The sequence below is a fragment of the Paenibacillus sp. BJ-4 genome, from assembly GCF_020404765.1.
In the GTDB taxonomy this organism is placed as follows: domain Bacteria; phylum Bacillota; class Bacilli; order Paenibacillales; family Paenibacillaceae; genus Paenibacillus.
The window spans coordinates 1-20,115 of sequence record NZ_JAIVEM010000190.1; the positions used below are offsets into that span (position 1 = coordinate 1).

The window sequence follows — 20,115 nt, forward strand, 5'->3', positions numbered from 1 at the left end:
AACGTACAACAATTCATGGAAGAGATTATGAAATTTCCTTTGACGATCATTGACCGTCTCTGTGTCAGGTTCTAGTCAGTTGTTTCTTTAGTTCAACTTATATAGCCAAGCCGTTCAAGTGGACATTTGACGGCAAGTTGCTTAAGGTTTGATTATTGCTCATTCTTTTATGCCATTGTGTACTAGTATGAATTTCATGATAAGAAATACATTCATTGAGAGTTTCATATAAATAGTATAAAACAACATTTTCGACAAACGGAGATTCCAAAAATACTTCCCCTAAAAATGTTTTAGTTGATAATAATCTCCATTGGGAAAGCAGCTTAAACAACAAAGGTGGAGAAATCATCTTCAAATTAGACGAAGGCAAAACGATCAATGATATCTATTGTCCCAGCCATCTTCTAGAGCTTTTATTCTTTCGTTTTCTCTTCATGGCTCTAATGACGGAGAAAATTTGTTTAGATTAGGCGAAGTAGAAGCTTTTCCAATCACTGCAAAACAACCTATCAATTTAGTAATGAGATTCCTTTTCAATATTATAAAGTCTTTATTACATTTTATAATTGAGACATTCTTTAATTATTATTGAGACAAATTGTAATTTATATAGTAATAATTGATACTTTTTTACTTTGTATGCAGCCCCCCTACACATAGTTGAGCTCACATTTCGAGTTTCTATATAAGAAAACACATAACAATGTTGTCATGCGTCTTCATAGTAATTAAACGTCTTAGATAATATGGAACAGAGGTTTGGATTGTCAACAGAAAACTGGACAACTATTATGAGGGGATCTTTCTGGCCTCTACTGGCGTGAGGTATCTCCAAGTTTACTCCATTCTCATGATACATGTGGACTTTTTTAGTGTCTACTTGAAGGGGATAATACCAAAGCATAATTTCGCTTAGAACCTTTTTATGTTTTCCCTTTATCCATCCAGATCAGATTAATTTCGTGCAATCGATGTGTTTGCCTTGACTCGATAAGATCCTCTGTATTACCTAGAAATTGCTTATAATGGTCTTTTTGAATATGGATGTTTATAGACTCCTCATCTTTCCAGATTTCATAAAACACAAAAACTGCATTATTTTCTATAGATTGATGAAGGATGTACTTTATGCATCTTTCATCAATCCGGAAGATGAAACCAATTTTACCAACTATTGATGCAGTAGCTGTTCTTTCACCGGTTTTGCTTGAAGAATAGCTGCAATCGAAATAGCGCTCATTTTCTATGATCTCCCTTCTTTCGTTGATTGACTATAATGATTTTCTTAAAATGGTCTCCACATCTTTTTTATTTAAAGGGACATAACTTCCAATGGTTTCGGTGACCATTGTTCTTTCAACCATTAAATCGATTTCTGTACCGTCGATTCCATAATCGGAAAGTTTCTCAGGCGCTCCGAGCGAACTCCAGAACTCACGTAATTTTCGAATCGTCTCTGCCGCCACGTCAGAATTTTTTTTGTTTTCAGCTTCAATTCCAAACACGCGGACCCCTAATTGAGCCACTTTTTCCGGTTTTTTGGAAGCGACAAACTCCATCCAAACAGGGAACAAGATTGCTAATCCGCCGCCATGAGGAATGTCATGAACGGCTGAGACCGCATGCTCGATCGTATGGGTCGCCCAATCCGTATGAACACCCATGGATAGAATGCCATTTAAAGCAAATGTTCCGTTGAGCATGATGACCTCACGGTAATCATAATTATGGAGATCATTTATCAAATTGGGCGCAACTTCCATTGTCGTCTGTAGGATGGATTCACCGACCCGTTCTTGCAACGGGGCATTGGATGAAGCATGAAAGTATTGTTCGAAAACATGGGACATTATGTCTACCATGCCGTAAACCGTTTGGTTTTTTGGCACTGAAAAAGTGTTTTCCGGATCCAGGACACTGAATTTAGGGAAAGTATGATCGGAGACAAAAAAACGTTTATCCTTCTCTTCCCAGTTGGTAATGACCGAACCGCTGTTCGCTTCTGATCCTGTCGCAGAGATGGTCAACACGGTGCCGATAGGAACGGCTTTCGTTGCTGTTACTTTATTCGTTACAATATCCCACACATCACCATCGTAGTAGACGCCTGCAGCGATGGCTTTTGCACAATCAATTACGCTTCCTCCACCCACAGCTAGGATAAAATTCAAATTATTTTCTTTTATAAGGTTGATTCCCTTATTCACCGTTGTTAACCGCGGATTGGGTTCCACTCCGCTCAGTTCCTCCACATAGACATCTGTAATTTCAGACAGGGCTTTAATAACTTGATCGTACAGCCCATTCTTTTTAATACTTCCTCCCCCGTATAGAAGCAAAACACGCCGTCCATAGGTTGGAATTTCATTTTTGATTTCTTCTACTTGCCCACGTCCAAAAAGGATTTTGGTAGGATTGTTAAATTGAAAGGGATTCATTGTACTCCTCCTTTTTATATTGCCAAAGCAGTCTTGTAAGCAAGGTTGATTGCCGCAAGGAGCCATTGTCCGCCAAGCTTATTATTCTTTTCATATATGGTTACATCATGACCGCGTTTGGCAGCTACAATAGCCGCTTCCATACCAACCGGTTCTCCACCTACGACCATCACTTTCTTTTTAACTTCGGCTTCCTTGATCTCATACTCGTGTTCTTTTCCTGTCGCCGGGTTTACCAAACAGGAAACAGGCTCTTGCTGAGCGATCCTCCACTGGCAGCCTTGTTTTCAAGTTCGGGACCTTCCTCAACTTTAAATACACCCAAACCAAACCACGGCATGCTCACACCATTACGCAGTGTAGTAGTATCTTGTAAACTATTCACCATTTGTATCTTTCCTCCATTCATTAATTGCTCCGGGTAGAAACGTGTATGGCAAGGATTATTATAAATTCAGTTGAACATTATGAATAGTACGTACTTTTTAGTACTGTAGGCACTAAAAAGTGCCTACTAAATTTTTCGGGAACTATTCGAGACCTATAAATAAATTTATACCTTTATGCCCATTATCTAATTGGATATATTCCTGGGCCAACTATACAATGGGGACTGCAAAACAAATTCCCTAAAGGAGAGAAACAACATGCCAAAAGATATAGCCATTATTGTTACTTCGACGGATAAAATGAATAATGGGAAGCCAACCGGTCTTTGGCTTTCCGAATTCGCTGAGCCTTATCTGGAATTCAGCAAACAAGGATACCAAATCACCATAGCCAGTCCATTGGGCGGTAAAACGCCAATTGATGAGTCCAGCATAAACACGGACACTCCCAAGGAGATTCTTGACACTGCCCGCTATCTGGAAAATACGGTGAAATTGGACGAGATTAAATCCGAGGACTTTGAAGCTATTTTCCTTCCCGGTGGTCACGGTACGATGTTTGACTTGCCCCAGAACCAAAAGCTCCAATTACTGCTGAGAGAATTTTACGAAGCGGGCAAAATTGTCGCCGCAGTTTGCCACGGACCAGCCGGATTGGTCAATGCCACTTTATCCGATGGAACTCCTCTGGTTCAAGGAAAACGAGTGACAGCCTTTACCGACTCGGAAGAGAAAGCAGCAACCTTGGACGCCTACATGCCTTTCTTGCTGGAATCCTCATTGCGCCAAGCGGGGGCCGACTTTGTAGCAGAATCCGACTGGAGTAATCATTATGAGGTAGACGGAAATTTGATTACCGGGCAAAATCCTCAATCTACCGAAAGTGTTGCCAAAGCAATCATTAATCTGCTCGGGTAAGCAGAAACGGAACCGTCCTTTAAAAGGACGGTCCGCTTCTGCGAAAAATATAAAATAATTTAGTGCGTGAAACATATAAATTCTTATATTTTTTAAATAAAGCTGCGAGCCTATCCGGTTCGCAGCTTTATTTATTCTATCCTATTATACTTTTTAACTTTTCAATCACCATTTGAAGATTCGGGTGTTCTTTGTCCTTCACCCTATACGCAAGATAAAGCCCATTTTCGACAGTGTAGTCAGGAAAAACCACCTTCGTTTTGCCGAGGGACAAGGATTCACGAATGAGATAGGTTGGCAAAAGGCTCATCCCCATATGACTTTCGATTCCTTTCAGTATCCCGCGTAAATCAGGAATAACATGGACCGGTTCCCATTGCGGACGTTTATTGAAATGCTGCCGCCAAAATCTTCGTATGATTGGCAATTCCAGTCCGTAGCTCAACCAAGGCTGCAGGTTTAGCCATTCTTCAATATCGTCCGCCGGAGATTCATAATTCATTGGAGCGACGAGTACGAAGGTTTCGACTTCCAGCTTTACGTAAGAGAAGCCCGGAACATCGTTTTTTCGCGAGGTAATAATAAAATCGACTTTATCCTCCTGCAGATATCCCAAGAGCTGTTCAGCCGTTCCCAATTGCGCAATAATGCGAAACCCCATAGATTCCCCATACTCCAAAAGCCGATAAAGCATATATTCCGGTGCTGCACCTAAGCGTACCTTCGGAATTTCGGTAAGGGACGGAGCTTTGATGCGCAATGTAATATTCTCTAAACGCTCCAAAATGGGCGCAACGAGTGTATACAGCTCTTTTCCCTTGTCCGTAGGAACCATCTTTCGCGGAGTCCGCAAAAACAATGGCTCTCCCATTTCACTTTCCAAGGCCGACAAATGCTGACTCATCGCCGGCTGTGTAAGGTAACGGCTTTCTGCGGCTTTAGAAACAGTTCCATTTTTATAGATGCTTATGAAACTCCGGTACCATTCAAAGTCAATCATAATGTCCTCCAGGCTTACTGTACCCGAATAATTTATTTGGAAATTTCAATTTCGGGGCCTTCAACCATTTCCATATGCTGCTCACCCCAAGCACACATCGTATCAAGAATGGGTTTCAGAGACCATCCATATTCCGTTAACGAGTAAACAACTTTCGGCGGTAACTGTTCGTAAATACTTCGTTTCACCACTCCGTCCTCTTCAAGCTCACGTAATTGCTGGGTAAGCATTTTTTGGGTAATGCCAGGCATTAATCTTTTTAATTCGCTTGTTCGCTTCTCCCCCTTATCTAAATGACACAAGATGACGACCTTCCATTTGCCACCGATCACTTCAAGAGTAGCTTCAACTGGAATGTTAAACACTTTAATTTACCTCCTTAAGCTAATTAGGGTACTTTTTAGTGCGTATATAACTTTTTGGTTATTACGGAACTTTAAAGTACGTACTTATCATTTATCCCTTATAGCTCTATACTAGCACTCGTAAACCAAAAGTAAAGTTTACTTCGGTAGAGTAGTTAGATTCACAACTAGGAGGAATATTTGCATGAGCCAATCATCTGTACAATCAGCCCCAATGCAAAAAGAAACATTAAAATCAGGTAACTGGGCGCTTCTAGCTCTTGCTATCAGTGCTTTTGGTATCGGAACAACTGAGTTTGTTCCAGTAGGTTTGCTTGCATCCATCGCAGGTGACATGAAAATCGGTCTTACCCTGGCTGGCTGCTTATTTCAGATTATGCCATCGAGGTTGCTGTAGGAGCCCCTATTCTCACTGCGCTCATCAATCGTATAAGCCGCAAGTCTTTACTTATGTGGCTGATGGTTATTTTCATTATCGGCAACGGGATTGCCGCGCTTTCAACGTCATTTGAACTGCTGCTTATAGCTCGTTTCGTTACAGCCTTCTCCCATGGTGTCTTCTTCTCCATTGCATCAACTATTGCTGTCCAGTTACAGGCCTGTTAGTATCTCCGGAAAAGAAGGCTAGTACACAATGGCATAAAAGAATGAGCAATAATCAAACCTTAAACAACTTGCCGTCAAATGTCCACTTGAACGGCTTGGCTAGATGGGTGTTATAGTAAACGATAAACTGAGCGATGCGCTCTTCAAGCGCCTCTTTGGACGAGAAGCTGGATCGCTTGTTCAGTAAGCGACGAACCAAAATCGAAAACCAACACTCAATTTGGTTCAACCATGAACAATGCTTGGGCGTATACACAAACCGAATGGGATGGGCGAGGTTTTCCAGGAACGCTTTACGCGTGGCCAAGCTTTTCAGGATGCCTGACTTTCCCTTTACGCCGATGGTCTCTTCGTCCAGCCCCAGCTTGCCCCGATCGATGACGAAGCGAACCAACGATTCGGATTGATGGGTGTTCAATTGATCCGTAATAAAGATATGTTGGTGCTCCGGATGCAGCAGAACGGCTTCACGAACATGCTGCACAAAATCCAATTCCGTACGCGTCGGCTGAATGAGCGGCGACTCGATCTGCCCGGTAACCACATGTCGGGAGGCGATGAGACCGGAAGTGCCGTGGCGCTCATATTCGAACTCCCGACGCTCCACTTTTCCGGGAACCATCGGCAATGCCTCATGCTTATGCGACAACGCTTGAATGCCTGTCATTTCGTCAGTGGAGTGCACATGGATGCCGTTTTCGTACAAGGCTGGAGCGGCTTCGTACACTTCGCACACCTGATGGACTTCCTGATGGAACGAGGCTTCATCCGTGATGTTCGGATTCAGCCAGTACCGGCTTTGATTCGGTTTCAAATCCCTCTCTTTTTAAGAAGCACCCCACTTGACGGGATGAGATGGATGGCACAATTTGTTGGTTCACCACTTCACGCGCCAACGCAGACGGCGTCCAATGCGAAAGCGGGATGCCGAAATGTTCCGGTTTCTCGCAAGCGGTCTTGATGATGTGAGCGACTTATTCAGGCGTGAATTTGGTCGGCTTGCCGGGTCTGGCAGCATCCTGTAACGTCGCCTTGATCGCCGATCGCAACTGCCGGGCGTTCTCTTGTTCGATGCGATCCAATTCCGGTTTGGCGGCGATCCAGCGTGCGCGCCACTTCGCGGCGGTATTGCGTTCGGTACGTCTTTCTCCAAAGGACAGCAGGATCGTAGATCGCTGGATCAAGTGCAATGGACTGTGGCTGCCGTTTCTCAAGGACTCCAGAATCTGTTTTTGCTTTTCGGTAAAGGCTACCATGTGTTTTTCTCGTTTAGCCATGTGTTGTATTCTCCCGTTCCTGTCGGATATTATTTCCAACATAACGGATTTGTTCGATGACGTCTACCCATGCTTAAATATTAATGCCATTTTGTACTAGCCATAAAAATCTAGCCCGCCCGGTTATCGTTTACCAGTAGCAAATACTCTTCTCGGCCACTATGAATCAATACCTGCGTCACAGACCGGGTCGGGTCTATTTCAATATACCGATCTGCCTCAATATCCTTGGCATCCCAATGATTGAGCCGAACAATGTAGCCGATTCGCTGTACATTAAGGGCCACCTGAATACGCGCTACCGCGCGACCATCATCCAATTCGCTTAATTCTACATGCCCGTCCCGGCATCCAGTTCCCCATACCCATACATTCCAGCCGGAATACTGCTGATCTGCACGCTCATAGATCAATTCAATCGTGCGAAAAGAAGCAGTTTCGCCTTTTGCGATTTCCTGATCCATTTTCTTATCCGAACCTTCCGCTCCATTCTCCACTTTCCCGGTATCCTGATCCTGTTCAGTCGAAGAGGAGACTTGAGCTGGTTTCTCCTGATCATACAGCACCATCATTGACCAGCGCGAAACAGTCACACGATGGCCTGCTACTTCATATCGTATCTCGTTTCCGGCTCCATGTGCATCCACGACAACATGCCAGCGGTCCGATTCTGCTGGCAGTAAGACCGTTTGCTCCGTATCCGAACCGTTATAAATGACCACAATATGATTCCATACGTCGCCGTTAGCGTGATGCCTCAGTGCAAAGGCCACCACATGTCCGCTGCTTTGCAGCACCTCCATATGCTGCTCCACCAGTTCACGATGATCCATCCGGAACGCCGGGTGACTGCGTCGCAAAGCGATTAACCCTCGATAGTAGTCAAACACCGGGCGAAACCTCGCTTTGTTAGCCCAACGGATGGCATTCACCGCATCCACGCTGTGATAGCTGTTATGATCCCCATATTTGGAGCGCAGCAGTTCATCGCCTGCATGGATAAAAGGAATGCCCTGGGAGGTCAGCACCATACCGTTTGCCAATAAGGATTTTCGTACGGTTTCATCGTCCAGCAAGTCTTTTTCATCCAGTTCCCGATACGGATCTGCTTCAGCAACGGCTTGTTCGGCTGTTCTCCCATCGCGCGGCTTCCCCTGCTCCCATTGCGGAAAACCACAGAACTCACGCAAACCTCTTACCGTTAAAATTTTATCCCACAGATTGAGATTATCATGCGCTGTCACATAATTAATGCTCTCCGAAGGGTGGGCTGTAAAATCATGAATAGCGCCAAAAGCGCCTTTAAGCACCTGTTCCTCCTGATTCCATGCTCCCGTAGCAAATCCGCTCCCGGTACCGTCGCTGTCACCCTTAATAGCAGAGCGGTAGTTGTCGTTAAAAACAGCAAAGCCCTTGTCGCGCTGCGTTCCTTTTAACGTCAGCAAAGGCTGCGGGGACTCTCCCCCCGTCCAAGGCTCACCGTAGATCAGCAGATCAGGACGCACCTCAGCGCGCAGCTCTTGTGTAAGCTGCTCCACCGTCGGTGTATCAATCAGCCCCATCAAATCAAAACGGAAGCCGTCTATATGATATTCCTTAGCCCAATAATGCAGTGAATCCTTGATATACTTGCGAACCATGGGACGTTCGGTTGCCATCTCATTACCTACACCTGACCCGTTGGTAAGCTGTCCCTGCTCATCTGTCCGGTAATAATAACCGGGTACGACAGGTTCAAACGGTCCCTTTTCCACCGAATAAGTATGGTTGTATACGACGTCCAGAATGACACCGATGCCTGCAGAATGCAAAGACTGCACCAGCTGCTTCAGCTCACGTATACGTGCCTCCGGATCAGCCGGATTTGAAGAATACGATCCCTCTGGTACATTGTAGTGCTGTGGATCATAGCCCCAATTATATTCGGTTTCGAATTCCGCAAAATCATTCACCGTATGGAAATCAGCCACTGGGAGCAAATGAACATGTGTGATACCCAGTTCCAGCAAATGGTCCAGCCCGATGCTGTTACCCGCCCTATCCTTTAAACCCGAATACGTAAAGGCCGTAAACCTCCCCTGTACGGCAGACAAGTCTTTTTCACTCGCATTAAAATGAGTATCCATTGAAAAATCACGTACATGAAGCTCATAAATAACGGCATCCGTGGCCCGCTCAAGTGCAGGACCCATGTCCTCTTCCCATCCGTCCGGGTTGGTTTGCGCCAAATCAAGGATCACGGTACGCTGCCCGTTGGCTGACACCGCTGTCGCATAAGGATCGACGGCATAATGAACGGTATGATCCGCCCACTCCAGCCTGTACATGTAATAATATCTGTTCCAGTCGCCTTCCAGCTCTACGGACCATACACCTTGATCATCACGGCTCATAAGAAATTCCCGGCCGCCGCCATGCTCCTGAACGTTCCCTTCCTGATCGTACACCCCCGCGTCGTCATACAACGCCACATGAACCTGCTGCGCAGTTGGCGCCCACACCTTAAACAGACTGCCCGCAGATGTATAAGTAAGCCCCAAATCATAGCCTTCATATGTGGGATATGTTGTGTGCTCAAGCTGTTTGAAATCAGACATTCCTGTTCACCACCCATTTCTGTACATCGGCTTCCGCCTCTGTTCATCCATCATTTATGATGTTTATGACTTGTCAATATACCTTAGGATTTAACAAAATTCTCACCTCATAGGCTATCAAAATATGACAAGCTTGAAAAGTCGGATGATTTTCAATACGGATGCTGCTTCCATTTCCCACGCACACTCCATTTTATGACAAAACCATGAACAGGCTACAGCATCAGCCCTTAGGGCATGTAATATTCCCTTGATCTCATCTCAGGACAGTCTGCGGTTATCCATTTGAAAAATATCATCGGCAATCCGCATAGTGGAGCTTCGGTGCGAAACAAGGACAATGGTTTTGTCCTGCTGCTGTTCCTTTAACGATTTTAAAATAATGGCTTCGTTCAGGCTGTCCAAATTGCTGGTAGGCTCGTCCAGCAATAAGAGAGGCGCATCATGGACAAAGGCTCTGGCCAGCCCCAGCCGCTGACGCTCTCCACCGGACAGCCTGTCCCCCAATTCTCCGACGCGGCTGTCGTACCCTTGAGGCAAGGTCATAATAAAATCATGCACCGATGCCTTGCGAGCTGCTTTCACAACCTGCTCGTGCGTCGCATCAGGCTTTCCAATTTTGATATTGGCTGCAATCGTATCATCGAACAGGAACGTATCCTGATCGACATAGCTTTGCAATCCTCTCAAATGGCGGGTTCCTATTTCCCTCAAATCATGTCCTGACAGCAAAATTCTGCCCTGCTGCGGGTCCCTGAATCGCATCAGCAGCTTAAGCAGCGTTGACTTGCCAGAGCCGCTTTTACCCTGAATGCCTGTAATTCGCTTATGCGGGATCGTGAGACTTACGTCATCCAGCACGGTTTGACCATCGTAGGCAAAAGTAAGCTTGTCCACCTGTGCTCCAGTAAAAGCAACGCTCATTCCGTCGATATTTTCCTCTACCTCAGGTGTCTCCTCCAGCAGACTCAACACTCTTTCCCCACTCGCCAGCGTTTGGAGCAGATTGTTGGACAAATTGCTGAGTGCGACCACCGGGCCAAATGAACTAAACAAGGCAATGACAGCAATCAGCATTCCTGTAAAGCTGACCTGTCCGCTAGACATGCCGTACAATCCAGCCAGCAGCATCAGAAAGGAAAATCCCACTACAGCCGCATCTGTTACTGCTTTTATGATGCCTTCATGATGCTTTAAGACCTTCTGCTTGATATCCAATTGATCTGTGCGACGGTTAATCTCCGCCAATCGTTGTTCCCCGCACCCGTATTGCACGATTTCCTTCATACCACGTAAGCTGTCCAGAAAATAACTGCTCAGCTTGCCGAAGCTGCTCCGATATTCCATTCCCTGACGTCTGCCCATACGCGACGTGAACAGTGGAATGAACAGACCCACCGTGATGTAAGCAAGCGCAGCAAGCCAGCCTAATCCAGGTTCATAGGAACCAATATAAAATACCATGAGCAGCGAAGTCATGATGCCGATTATAACCGGCGCTATTGTATGCGCATAAAATACTTCCAGCAGCTCAATATCACTTGTAATCAACGAGATCAGATTTCCCTTGTCCTTGCCTTCGAGCTTGGCTGGAGCCAGTCTGCGCAAGACTTGAAGCACCTTGTCACGCAGTACAGCCAGCAGCTTGAATGCGAGATAATGACCACTCATTTGCTCGCCATAACGAAATACGCCGCGCAACACGGCACAAACCACGATAGAAGTAAGTAAAAACGTCATGCTGTAGCCTGTCGTGATGCCCGTTGCTGTCAGCAGAGCGAGGGCTCCGTAGACAATAATACCGATAGCACAAACAAAACCGAACACCCCGGTAATGATCGTTATAAGCAGCACAGGTAAAAGAGGCCCGGCCAATATCAGCAATTGGGCCATGATCCGTAATCCGTGTCTACGCATATACAGCACCCCCATTTACAAATTGTTCTACCCGGTGTTGACTGAGATACATCTCCGCATAATGTCCCTGCTGACTCAAAAGTTCCTGATGCGTGCCGGATTCTGCCACCAGACCGTTTTGCAGCACATAGATGCGGTCGGATTGAACAACGTTTTCCAGTCTGTGAGAGATAAGAATCACTGTTTTTGGGCCTGCCAGTGCGTGTATAACCTCCATAATGCCTTCCTCACTCTCACTGTCGATGTTAGAGGTAGCCTCGTCAAAAATGTACACACGGCTATCATGCAGCAGCGCTCTGGCTAGCGCCAGCCGTTGTCGTTGTCCACCTGACAGATTCGCCCCCTGTTCCTCCAGCTCCAGTTCCAATCCCCCTTGTGAGAGAATAAAGTCATACAGCTTCACCTCCCGCAAGGCTTCCAGCATTTGTTCCTCGTCTGCATGCTCATTGCCCATTCTTAGATTAGCTTCAACCGTACCTTTGAAAATATAGCTGTTAAAGCCGATCCAGGTCATATGTTGCATGCGGCTTTCTTCCGAAATATCAGTAAGCTCGATTCCTCCAACAGTCAGGCTTCCTTGATACCCCTCATGATGACCCACGATCAAGCCGGCTACCGTACTTTTACCAGATCCCGATTCCCCGACAATCGAAACGAAGCTGCCCTGAGGGATATCCATGGATATATTTCGTAGGGTATCTCTTTCGTCGTAGGCAAAATTCACTTGTTCCAGTCGAATATCCGTATTTTCTATGCTTTCTTTTCCTTGGATCAGGTCCTCTGTGCTCAGCATTTGAAATATTTTGTCACTTGCTGCCATTCCGTTCATGGCGATGTGAAAGTAAGAACCCAGCAAACGCAGCGGAATGAAAAACTCTGCCGACAGTAAAACAATGATCAGCGCTCCCGCAAAGCCAATATGGCCTGAAGAGTATTCGCTCACCGCGACCAGCACACCCGCAGCGGCCCCCCCATATGCGATAAGATCCATGACGGCTACGGAATTTAGCTGCATGGTCAGCACTTTCATTGTCATTTTGCGAAAATCCTCAGCGGCTATGTTCATTTCCCGATGCTTCTCCTCGTCTGTACCGTACATTTTGAGCGTAGTCAGACCCTGTACATTTTCTAAAAAGCTGTGACCCAAATTGACGTAACTGCCCCAATATTTTCGAAACAATTTTTTAGCCATCCTCATAATGACAATAATGGATACCGGAATTAGGGGTACGCAGATTAACAGAATAATGGCTGCTTTGAAACTGATAAAAGATAGGGTAATGAACAATGTGACAGGCGCAAGCAGACTGTAAAACAGCTGAGGCATGTATCTGCCGAAATAAGTTTCAAGCTGCTCCACTCCTTCTACAGCAACCTGAACAACCCCTGAGGTGGACGTATAATCCGTATAAGAGGGTCCCAGCTTCAGCAGCTTGCCATACATTTGCGAGCGCAGCGTTTTTTTAGCATTCACCGAAGCCCGATAGGACAACATACTGGCTCCATAATTACTGAGGCATCGCACTGCAATGGCAGTAAAAACAATGACAGTCGCCGATAAAATCAGCTTACGAGTCACTTGTCCGGCCCATGCCTGCTCCAAAACATAGGACATGGACAACACAGCGGCTATACTTCCTAAAAGACCGATCCACTGTACCAGCACACCCCATAGGATATATTTTCGAGAATGTTCTACCAGACCGAGCAGACGGCTGTCGACCATTTTAGACCTTTTTTTCGTCGTAGGGGCGGCTTCGGATGAAGATGGAGTTTTCGTCGCAGCTCCCCTCACGGTTCCGATTCGGAATATAAAAAAATAATATTTAAACAGTATGACTATAGCAATAAGCGTTTTTCCCCATATTGTGGGGGTGAAAATAAATCCCGTTATAAGCATAGTTGACGCCAAACCCAATGATATGATTTTCGTAGACAACTTCAATGATCTGGTTTGGACAAAGCTTTCCAGATGCTTATGGTATAAAGAGGTATTCGAAAACCATTGGTGGAGCCTTTCAGACCCCCGCATAAAACAAAAAGTCGCCAGTAGCAAAAACGGCGTAGTCGGCAGCAACGGCACCACCACGCCAATAACTCCAAGCGCCAAAAAAAGAAACCCTAAGGTAATATATATCGGTTTCACTGTATTCCTCCCTATAGATAAGATAATAAATATCACTTTGTAGATAATGATAATCATTATCAATATAAAATATTTAGGGAAGGTTGTTATGTGATGTAAATCACGCCCATGAAAAAACCTCTTGAAGCACATCGCTACAGAACACTTTCGTGTTGATGTAGAATGTTTTGTCTTCAAGAGGTTTAATCAAAAATAATATGGCGCGTTATTTCGTTGTTTTATGAATTTATAATATCATATTGCTCCAAAACCTGCCGGTGCAGCGGGTGTTCTGCGGGTATGGATGTATAACGCGTCAGCGCCACACCCAGTCCTTCGCTGCGGATCACCTGCTGAAGCTCGACTGCCTCGGGGTCTTCCGCGATATCAAATTTACAGGCAGCAGCCATTCCTAACGCAAGATGATCCGTCGGGATGCCATACTCCTGCGCTTGCAGCGCGGGACGTACAAGGCGGTCATTAGGAGACAGCTTGCGCAGCGGAGAACGTCCAACTCGAGTAACCTCGTCGGTCAGATTAGGATTGCGGAAACGCTCCAAGATTTTGGAGATGTACTTCTTGTGCTCCCCTTGATCCAAACCGAAGCGCTGCACAAGCACCGCTCCTGTTTCCTCCAGTGCCCCTTGTATCGAATCCACCACCTTGTGATCCTTCATGGCCTCCTGAATTGTAGCATAACCTGCGGTATAACCAAGATAAGCCGCCACGCAATGCCCCGTATTCACCGTGAACAGCTTGCGTTCAATATAAGGCTCCAAATCCTGCACGTAAAGGATACCTTCGATTTCGTTATGGTCAGGAGCCATTTGCGAACGATCCACAACCCACTCATAAAAAGGCTCTACCTGCACATGCAACGGGTCCTCATGATGCTGGATCGGCACAATCCGGTCTACAGCAGCATTTGGAAAATACACCGAAACTTCTGCCTTGACACGGGTCGCTTCATCCAATAGTGCAAAAACATGCTCTTTCAGTTGGGCGCTACCCCCGATTGCATTTTCGCAGGCGATCACATGCAGCGGCCCTGCCCCTCGCTCTACCCGCCGCTTGATTCCCTCCGCGATGCCTGCTGCAATATGCTTGAGGATACTGACACCCACTGCGGTCGTTACCAGATCAGCGTGATCTACCGCATCCGCTACAGCCATTGCATCTTTGCCGTCAATCGCCGTTACATTCGTGACCGTCTCCGTATCCTTTGTATCATTGGCTAACTCTACAGTATATTGCTTGCGACGCCGTAATTCAGATACAAGGGTGTCGTTGACATCCGAAAAGACAACCTCATAGCCTGCACGCGAAAGAATCAATCCGATAAAGCCGCGACCGATATTGCCTGCTCCAAAGTGAACGGCTCTCATAGCTCCATCTCACTTTCAAACAGATCAATAATTTCCTGAGGACTCACCGCGTTACGAAGTTTGTCCATGTTTTCTTCCTCCGCACACACCATAGCGATACTCGTCAAAATCTCCATATGATCTCCGCCTTGTGCTGCGATGCCGATCACCATATATGCTTTTTCTTCCCCAAAATTCACACCTTGCGGGACCTGAATGATTGAGATGCCCGTAGATTGAATTAACGTTTTGGATTCCTTCGTGCCATGTGGAATAGCCAACCCGTTCCCGACATAAGTGGACACGATCTCCTCGCGTTCAAGCATCTTGTCAATGTACTCACTTGTAATATGTCCCGCATCCAGCAGGATTTGTCCAGCCATGCGTATCGCCTCATATTTGTCTTTGGCGGTTGCGTTCATTTTTACTTTATCTATCGTCATTATGCTCACGGTAGGTTCCTCCCTGTTCCTAATTTACTGTGAAAAAATTCAGCCAGCTCACTCGATATATAATTGACAATATGCTCCCGGCTACCATGCTCCAGTAGCGTAACCATGTCTTCCCGCAATAGTAATGCACTAATCTCGCTTAATACCTCCAAGCTCTCTCTCGGCAGCTCACGAGGTCCCAACATCAGCAGCACGCATTCTGCCTGTTCGCCTGCATCCGTCAGCAGCGGCTCTGCCAGCTTATACAAGGTAAGCGAAGGCTGGCGAATATAGTGGCTGCGCGTATGAACTAGAGCTATGGAGGTATCAGGGATAACCTGACTACCTTGGCGCTCTCTTTCCATGAGTTGTGCAGCAACGGCAGAAGGTTCTGTGACATTCCCCCGTCCCGCCTCCAACATGCACATGGCCTGTACGGTAGCCCGCATATCCATCCCTTGATTTTCAAGTGGATATACTTGAAATTGCTGTACAATGTGTACAATTTCTTCGAGACTTTTCCGTAGACCCGTAAGCCATTCCATGCCCTGACCGGGCTCAATAGCCTGTTCCTGCTGATGATCATTGGGATGCTTGAGTGTAATATGCTGGATAAAGTTACGCAGTCGGTCACTCTCCTCCTGCGTCAGCAGCGGGCTGATCTTGAGATACCGATCTGGTTCAAGCGGTAGCTCCACTGTCGAAATGATCAGATCATAATCTTCCTTCGGAATTCGCGCCGCCTCGAACCATGAGGCTCTATCCACGATTTTGATCTGTGGCAGTTCCTTAGCCAGTCTTGTTGCCAAAAGTCTGGATGATCCAATGCCGCTTGTGCAGACAACGATGGCCCGTACCTCCCGCCGCAACTGTCGCAGTCGCCCCAGCGAAGCGCCGAAATGCATGACGAGAAATCCGATCTCTTCATCCGGTACTTCCATTTCAGTCATGTCTGCCGCTGCCCTTTTCACCGAGTCGAACAAGCTGCCGTAATCCTTGCGGATTTGCTGAAGGAGGGGGTTACGGATCGACCTGCCTTCCTTCAAACGTTTGAGTACCGGAGCCATATGGGCAATCAGCCCTTCACGCAGAACGCGATCCTCTGCCAATGGCGTGCCTGTCTCTCCCTCCACACGACGAATCAACTCATGAACCGATTCCAGCAATACCAGATCATCCAGCGGCAGCAGCCGGGTGGAATGATCCTCGGCATCACGGAACAGCAGCCTCAAATAAGATCGCTCCGGTTCTGGAAAGTCCATATCCAGCGCCTCTGACAACTCCGTGCATATGCGTTCCACCATAGCTGTGCGCAGCATGATATTCTCATCCGAATCTGTTTTCGAATACGAGAGACGATGATCCACAACGTACCCGAGTCGCAGACGTGCCAGCGAAACACAAATTTGAATCAGCAGTTCCATATATTTGCTTTCCACCATGTTTTTCAGCCATTTATCATGGGGCTGCCAGAGGGCATTTTCCACGGTTAGCAGGTTCTCTTTGCCAATCATCTCCAATAACTTGTCAGCGACATGTGTCACAGGACGAAGCTCCTCTCGGCTGGAAAACAGATCCGATTCATCCAAATATTCGAGAGCGAGCTCGGAAATCGCCCGTCTTTTGTCCGTCTCCCGGCCTGTAATCTCGACACCGTATCCACGTCTGCGCACAAGCACGAGTCCCCGTTCCCCGATCCAGCCTTGCAATTCGTCCAGATCATGGCTGACCGTAGTGACCGTGACCTTCAAATCAGCAGCCAGCGCCAGCAGCTTGATCGGCTCCTGTGTATCCAGCAGCATACAGAGAACTACGATCTTTCTTTCCTCAGCCGAATATTCGTCCGACTTCGTATGCATCAATTGCTCCCGCAGACATACAAGCTGGTCCGGGTCAGCATCCACATAAATGCCGATCCCTGATTTTTTCTCCAGCTTTACCTCATGAACCGCCAGCCAATGCTCGACTGCGCTGAGTTCCCGGTGAACCGTCCTTGTGCTGACATTGATCTTCGCGGCAATTTCCCCCGCCGTAACCTCTTTGGATTGCTCCAGAAGATACTCCACAATGTCACGTTGTCGTTTCGTAATATTCATAAACGCTACCGTTCCTTCCCAAGCTCATCCCTTCAGCAGGAAATACAAATAACTGCCCACAGGCGGCCTGACTATTACGGGGATTAAGAATCGGATTTCAAACGTTCCACCAGCGCTTCGTACTCAGGGCTTTTCAGGAAATTGTCAATCGAAATGTGCTCGGCATTCGGGGCTACCGTTTTAGCCCGGTCTGTCAACGTTTTTTGCGTAATGACAATATCCGCATCCTGTGGAATTTCACTGATTGCCGTGTTCGTTACCGTAACGCCCACACCCGCCTGCTTCATTTTTTTACGTAAAATCGAGGCGCCCATAGCGCTTGAACCCATACCTGCATCACAGGAAAAGACGATCTTGTTAATTTCCGACTTATCCTTAAGCGTTCGCTCTGTGGCAATCTCGGCAGCACGATCAGACTCGCTGTTATCTTCTGTAACAGTGGCGTTCGCACTTGCACCTTTGCTTTGACTTTTCATATCTTTCAGGCGGGATGCGGCTTCCTCCAGCCCCTCTTCTTTTTGCTTACCTGTCTTGAGCAGTACTGCAGCAACAGCAAAGGATACGACTGCAGCAGCGATCACACCGCTCAGCATTGGCAAATATCCGCCTTTGGGTGTCATCAGGAAATAAGCGATGATACTGCCCGGTGAAGGGGCAGCAACCAGTCCGGCACCTGTCAACATGAAACAGAAGGTTCCTACAACGCCCCCTGCGATAGCAGCGAGAATCAGAATCGGCTTCATCAAAATGTAAGGGAAATAAATTTCATGAATCCCGCCGAAAAAATGAATGATTACTGCACCAGGAGCCGACGACTTCGCAGAGCCTTTACCGAACAGACAGTATGCCAGCAAAATACCGAGCCCCGGTCCAGGGTTGGATTCAAGCATGAACAAAACGGATTTGCCTGTTCTTGCAGCTTCCTCCAGCGCAATCGGACTTAATACTCCGTGATTCAATGCGTTGTTTAGAAATAATACTTTTCCGGGCTCAATAATGAGATTGACAAGCGGCAAAAGCCCTGCGTTCACGAGGAACTGTACCCCTGCTGACAACACTTGACTGATAATTTGTACAAATGGGCCAATTGCCACATGGGCAAGCAGTGCTAGAATGGCACCGATAATCCCGGCCGAGAAATTATTGACAAGCATTTCAAAACCTGATCTGACTTTACCTTCAATAGCCTGATCAAACTTCTTCAATATCCATGCAGCCAGCGGACCAGCTACCATCGCGCCCAGGAACATCGGAATGTCTGCTCCCACAATGACACCCATCGTCATAATGGCCCCGATCACACCTCCGCGCTGTCCGTGAATCATCGTGCCACCTGTATAACCAATCAGCAGCGGCAGCAAATAATTTTTCATCGGATCAACCAGTTGTGCAAAACCCTCGTTCGGGAACCATCCGGTCGGAATAAAGAGTGCCGTGATCAACCCCCACGCGATAAAGGCCCCCATATTGGGCATAACCATACCGCTGAGAAAACGGCCAAAACGTTGTACGGCGACGCGAGCGCCTCCGTTGGGATTGGACTTTGCGTCCATTGTGCTCATATTCATATCCTCCTTATGAGTAACTAGCATCACTACCTTTGCTCAAAATTCATACTAAATGACAGCGCTATCTTCATCAACGAAATGAAAACGTACTTTCGTCATGAACGTTGATGACAACATTTAAATTTAAAATAACCGTGAAGATAATATACCAGCATAATTCTTCTTAATATGGCCTGTACTATAGAAATTAGTCGGAATAACATGCTCTCAACTGTACAATTCTGATACGGGGACAATCCTCTAAAAAGGGGAAAAACACGTAATTACGCTTGCTTAAAAAGACAAAAAAATAGCCGCAATGTCAAATCATCGCGACTATTTTATACAAAAACGAGCGGACAAACGACGCTATAATTCCATACTACATTGCACTATTTATGACTCATCGGCAGTCAATTTCTTGTACTCATCGGCAGTCAGTAGCTTGCCCAAAGCTTCCTCCACATCACTACTGAATTCCACATCGATCATCCAGCCTTTTTCATAAGGAGATTCGTTTACCAGCTCTGGCGTACTTTCCAGCGCTTCATTTACTCTCAAAACAGTTCCCGTCACTGGAGCAAAAAGATCGGATACCGTCTTTACCGATTCAATTGTACCAACCTCTGCTCCCTGAGCAATCGTTGCTCCCTCCGCAGGTAATTCGACAAAAACAATATCACCCAGTTGATGCTGTGCAAAATCTGTAATACCAATCCGTACTGTTCCAGCTTCTGTGCGTTCAACCCACTCATGTTCCTCCGTATACCAAAGCTGCTGTTTCACTTCACTCATCCTGTTCCGCCTCACTTCCAAATGAATTAGATCGCTTCTGCTCATTTATCTAGACAGGTTAAGATTATGATAACAAGAACGCTCATGTCAATAATACTAACAAAAATACTTCACATCACTTCAGGTAGCGTTCTATATGAAAATATGATAAGGTATAACAAACGCTTACATATCCTTATTTATGCATAAAATGTTTTTAGAATTGATTTTCATGACATTTTTATTGACATTTTGAATGAATTTGCGT

16 protein-coding genes and 2 pseudogenes are annotated in these 20,115 nt (G+C 46.4%); 2 read left to right on the forward strand and 16 right to left on the reverse strand.

Annotation, left to right across the window (positions count from 1 at the left end):
• Window positions 1-926 precede the first annotated feature (926 nt).
• The 4 genes and pseudogenes from LCF57_RS28445 to LCF57_RS27035 form a co-directional block, all read right to left on the reverse strand.
• The gene (locus tag LCF57_RS28445; protein WP_413232241.1) at window positions 927-1,271 is read right to left on the reverse strand and encodes a putative quinol monooxygenase; all 345 of its coding nucleotides are present in this window, start codon (window positions 1,269-1,271) and stop codon (window positions 927-929) included.
• 3 nt (window positions 1,272-1,274) lie between these two features.
• Window positions 1,275-2,441 (reverse strand): iron-containing alcohol dehydrogenase, encoded by a 1,167-nt coding sequence (locus tag LCF57_RS27025; RefSeq protein ID WP_226003428.1) that lies wholly within the window; start codon window positions 2,439-2,441, stop codon window positions 1,275-1,277.
• 14 nt (window positions 2,442-2,455) lie between these two features.
• Complete coding sequence (locus LCF57_RS27030) at window positions 2,456-2,680, reverse strand: FAD-dependent oxidoreductase (protein WP_318840819.1); 225 nt, start codon at window positions 2,678-2,680, stop codon at window positions 2,456-2,458.
• 44 nt (window positions 2,681-2,724) lie between these two features.
• Window positions 2,725-2,829 (reverse strand): annotated as a pseudogene (locus tag LCF57_RS27035) (aldo/keto reductase); the annotation flags it as partial.
• 259 nt (window positions 2,830-3,088) lie between these two features.
• Here LCF57_RS27035 and LCF57_RS27040 point away from each other — a divergent pair.
• Window positions 3,089-3,748 (forward strand): type 1 glutamine amidotransferase domain-containing protein, encoded by a 660-nt coding sequence (locus tag LCF57_RS27040; protein WP_226003429.1) that lies wholly within the window; start codon window positions 3,089-3,091, stop codon window positions 3,746-3,748.
• A 136-nt stretch (window positions 3,749-3,884) separates the two neighbouring features.
• Here the strand turns inward: LCF57_RS27040 and LCF57_RS27045 are convergent, their stop codons facing one another.
• Window positions 3,885-4,748, reverse strand: a complete 864-nt coding sequence (locus LCF57_RS27045; RefSeq protein WP_226003430.1) for a LysR family transcriptional regulator — start codon at window positions 4,746-4,748, stop codon at window positions 3,885-3,887.
• 32 nt (window positions 4,749-4,780) lie between these two features.
• The gene (locus tag LCF57_RS27050; RefSeq protein ID WP_226003494.1) at window positions 4,781-5,119 is read right to left on the reverse strand and encodes a winged helix-turn-helix transcriptional regulator; all 339 of its coding nucleotides are present in this window, start codon (window positions 5,117-5,119) and stop codon (window positions 4,781-4,783) included.
• Between the two features lie 208 nt (window positions 5,120-5,327).
• Here LCF57_RS27050 and LCF57_RS27055 point away from each other — a divergent pair.
• Window positions 5,328-5,707 (forward strand): annotated as a pseudogene (locus tag LCF57_RS27055) (MFS transporter); the annotation flags it as partial.
• 64 nt (window positions 5,708-5,771) lie between these two features.
• On the opposite strand, the gene LCF57_RS27060 reads toward LCF57_RS27055, so the two are convergent.
• From LCF57_RS27060 to gcvH, 10 genes are all read right to left on the reverse strand, one after another.
• Window positions 5,772-6,533 carry a transposase gene (locus tag LCF57_RS27060; RefSeq protein WP_226003431.1) on the reverse strand — a complete coding sequence of 254 codons (762 nt, stop codon included), beginning with the start codon at window positions 6,531-6,533 and terminating at the stop codon, window positions 5,772-5,774.
• Window positions 6,534-6,693: 160 nt separating this feature from the next.
• Entirely contained in the window at window positions 6,694-6,996 is a 303-nt protein-coding gene (locus LCF57_RS27065) for a hypothetical protein (protein WP_226003432.1), read from the reverse strand.
• A 110-nt stretch (window positions 6,997-7,106) separates the two neighbouring features.
• Window positions 7,107-9,593 (reverse strand): type I pullulanase, encoded by a 2,487-nt coding sequence (gene pulA, locus LCF57_RS27070; protein ID WP_226003433.1) that lies wholly within the window; start codon window positions 9,591-9,593, stop codon window positions 7,107-7,109.
• A 261-nt stretch (window positions 9,594-9,854) separates the two neighbouring features.
• Window positions 9,855-11,510 carry an amino acid ABC transporter ATP-binding/permease protein gene (locus tag LCF57_RS27075; protein ID WP_226003434.1) on the reverse strand — a complete coding sequence of 552 codons (1,656 nt, stop codon included), beginning with the start codon at window positions 11,508-11,510 and terminating at the stop codon, window positions 9,855-9,857.
• On the reverse strand, window positions 11,503-13,656 hold the full coding sequence (locus LCF57_RS27080) for a DUF454 family protein (protein ID WP_226003435.1): 2,154 nt from the start codon (window positions 13,654-13,656) through the stop codon (window positions 11,503-11,505). The genes LCF57_RS27075 and LCF57_RS27080 overlap by 8 nt, the downstream gene beginning before the upstream one ends.
• A 218-nt stretch (window positions 13,657-13,874) precedes the next feature.
• Window positions 13,875-15,020, reverse strand: a complete 1,146-nt coding sequence (locus tag LCF57_RS27085) for a mannitol-1-phosphate 5-dehydrogenase (RefSeq protein WP_226003436.1) — start codon at window positions 15,018-15,020, stop codon at window positions 13,875-13,877.
• Window positions 15,017-15,451: a PTS sugar transporter subunit IIA gene (locus LCF57_RS27090; RefSeq protein WP_226003437.1), complete on the reverse strand. Its 435-nt coding sequence runs from the start codon at window positions 15,449-15,451 to the stop codon at window positions 15,017-15,019. The genes LCF57_RS27085 and LCF57_RS27090 overlap by 4 nt, the downstream gene beginning before the upstream one ends.
• Entirely contained in the window at window positions 15,448-17,526 is a 2,079-nt protein-coding gene (locus LCF57_RS27095; RefSeq protein WP_226003438.1) for a BglG family transcription antiterminator, read from the reverse strand. Before LCF57_RS27095 ends, LCF57_RS27090 begins: the two co-directional genes overlap by 4 nt.
• A gap of 83 nt (window positions 17,527-17,609) precedes the next feature.
• Window positions 17,610-19,088: a PTS mannitol transporter subunit IICB gene (locus tag LCF57_RS27100; protein WP_226003439.1), complete on the reverse strand. Its 1,479-nt coding sequence runs from the start codon at window positions 19,086-19,088 to the stop codon at window positions 17,610-17,612.
• 381 nt (window positions 19,089-19,469) lie between these two features.
• A complete protein-coding gene (gene gcvH / locus LCF57_RS27105) occupies window positions 19,470-19,868 on the reverse strand; it encodes a glycine cleavage system protein GcvH (RefSeq protein WP_226003440.1) in 399 nt (132 codons plus the stop codon).
• Window positions 19,869-20,115: the final 247 nt, after the last annotated feature.

Excerpts from the sequence above, each read along its gene's own strand:
- LCF57_RS27025 (WP_226003428.1), bottom strand. The coding sequence starts at position 2,441 with ATGAATCCCTTTCAATTTAACAATCCTACCAAAATCCTTTTTGGACGT.
- LCF57_RS27040 (WP_226003429.1), top strand. The coding sequence starts at position 3,089 with ATGCCAAAAGATATAGCCATTATTGTTACTTCGACGGATAAAATGAAT.
- LCF57_RS27045 (WP_226003430.1), bottom strand. The coding sequence starts at position 4,748 with ATGATTGACTTTGAATGGTACCGGAGTTTCATAAGCATCTATAAAAAT.
- LCF57_RS27065 (WP_226003432.1), bottom strand. The coding sequence starts at position 6,996 with ATGGCTAAACGAGAAAAACACATGGTAGCCTTTACCGAAAAGCAAAAA.
- pulA (WP_226003433.1), bottom strand. The coding sequence starts at position 9,593 with ATGTCTGATTTCAAACAGCTTGAGCACACAACATATCCCACATATGAA.
- LCF57_RS27075 (WP_226003434.1), bottom strand. The coding sequence starts at position 11,510 with ATGCGTAGACACGGATTACGGATCATGGCCCAATTGCTGATATTGGCC.
- LCF57_RS27085 (WP_226003436.1), bottom strand. The coding sequence starts at position 15,020 with ATGAGAGCCGTTCACTTTGGAGCAGGCAATATCGGTCGCGGCTTTATC.
- LCF57_RS27095 (WP_226003438.1), bottom strand. The coding sequence starts at position 17,526 with ATGAATATTACGAAACGACAACGTGACATTGTGGAGTATCTTCTGGAG.
- LCF57_RS27100 (WP_226003439.1), bottom strand. The coding sequence starts at position 19,088 with ATGAGCACAATGGACGCAAAGTCCAATCCCAACGGAGGCGCTCGCGTC.
- gcvH (WP_226003440.1), bottom strand. The coding sequence starts at position 19,868 with ATGAGTGAAGTGAAACAGCAGCTTTGGTATACGGAGGAACATGAGTGG.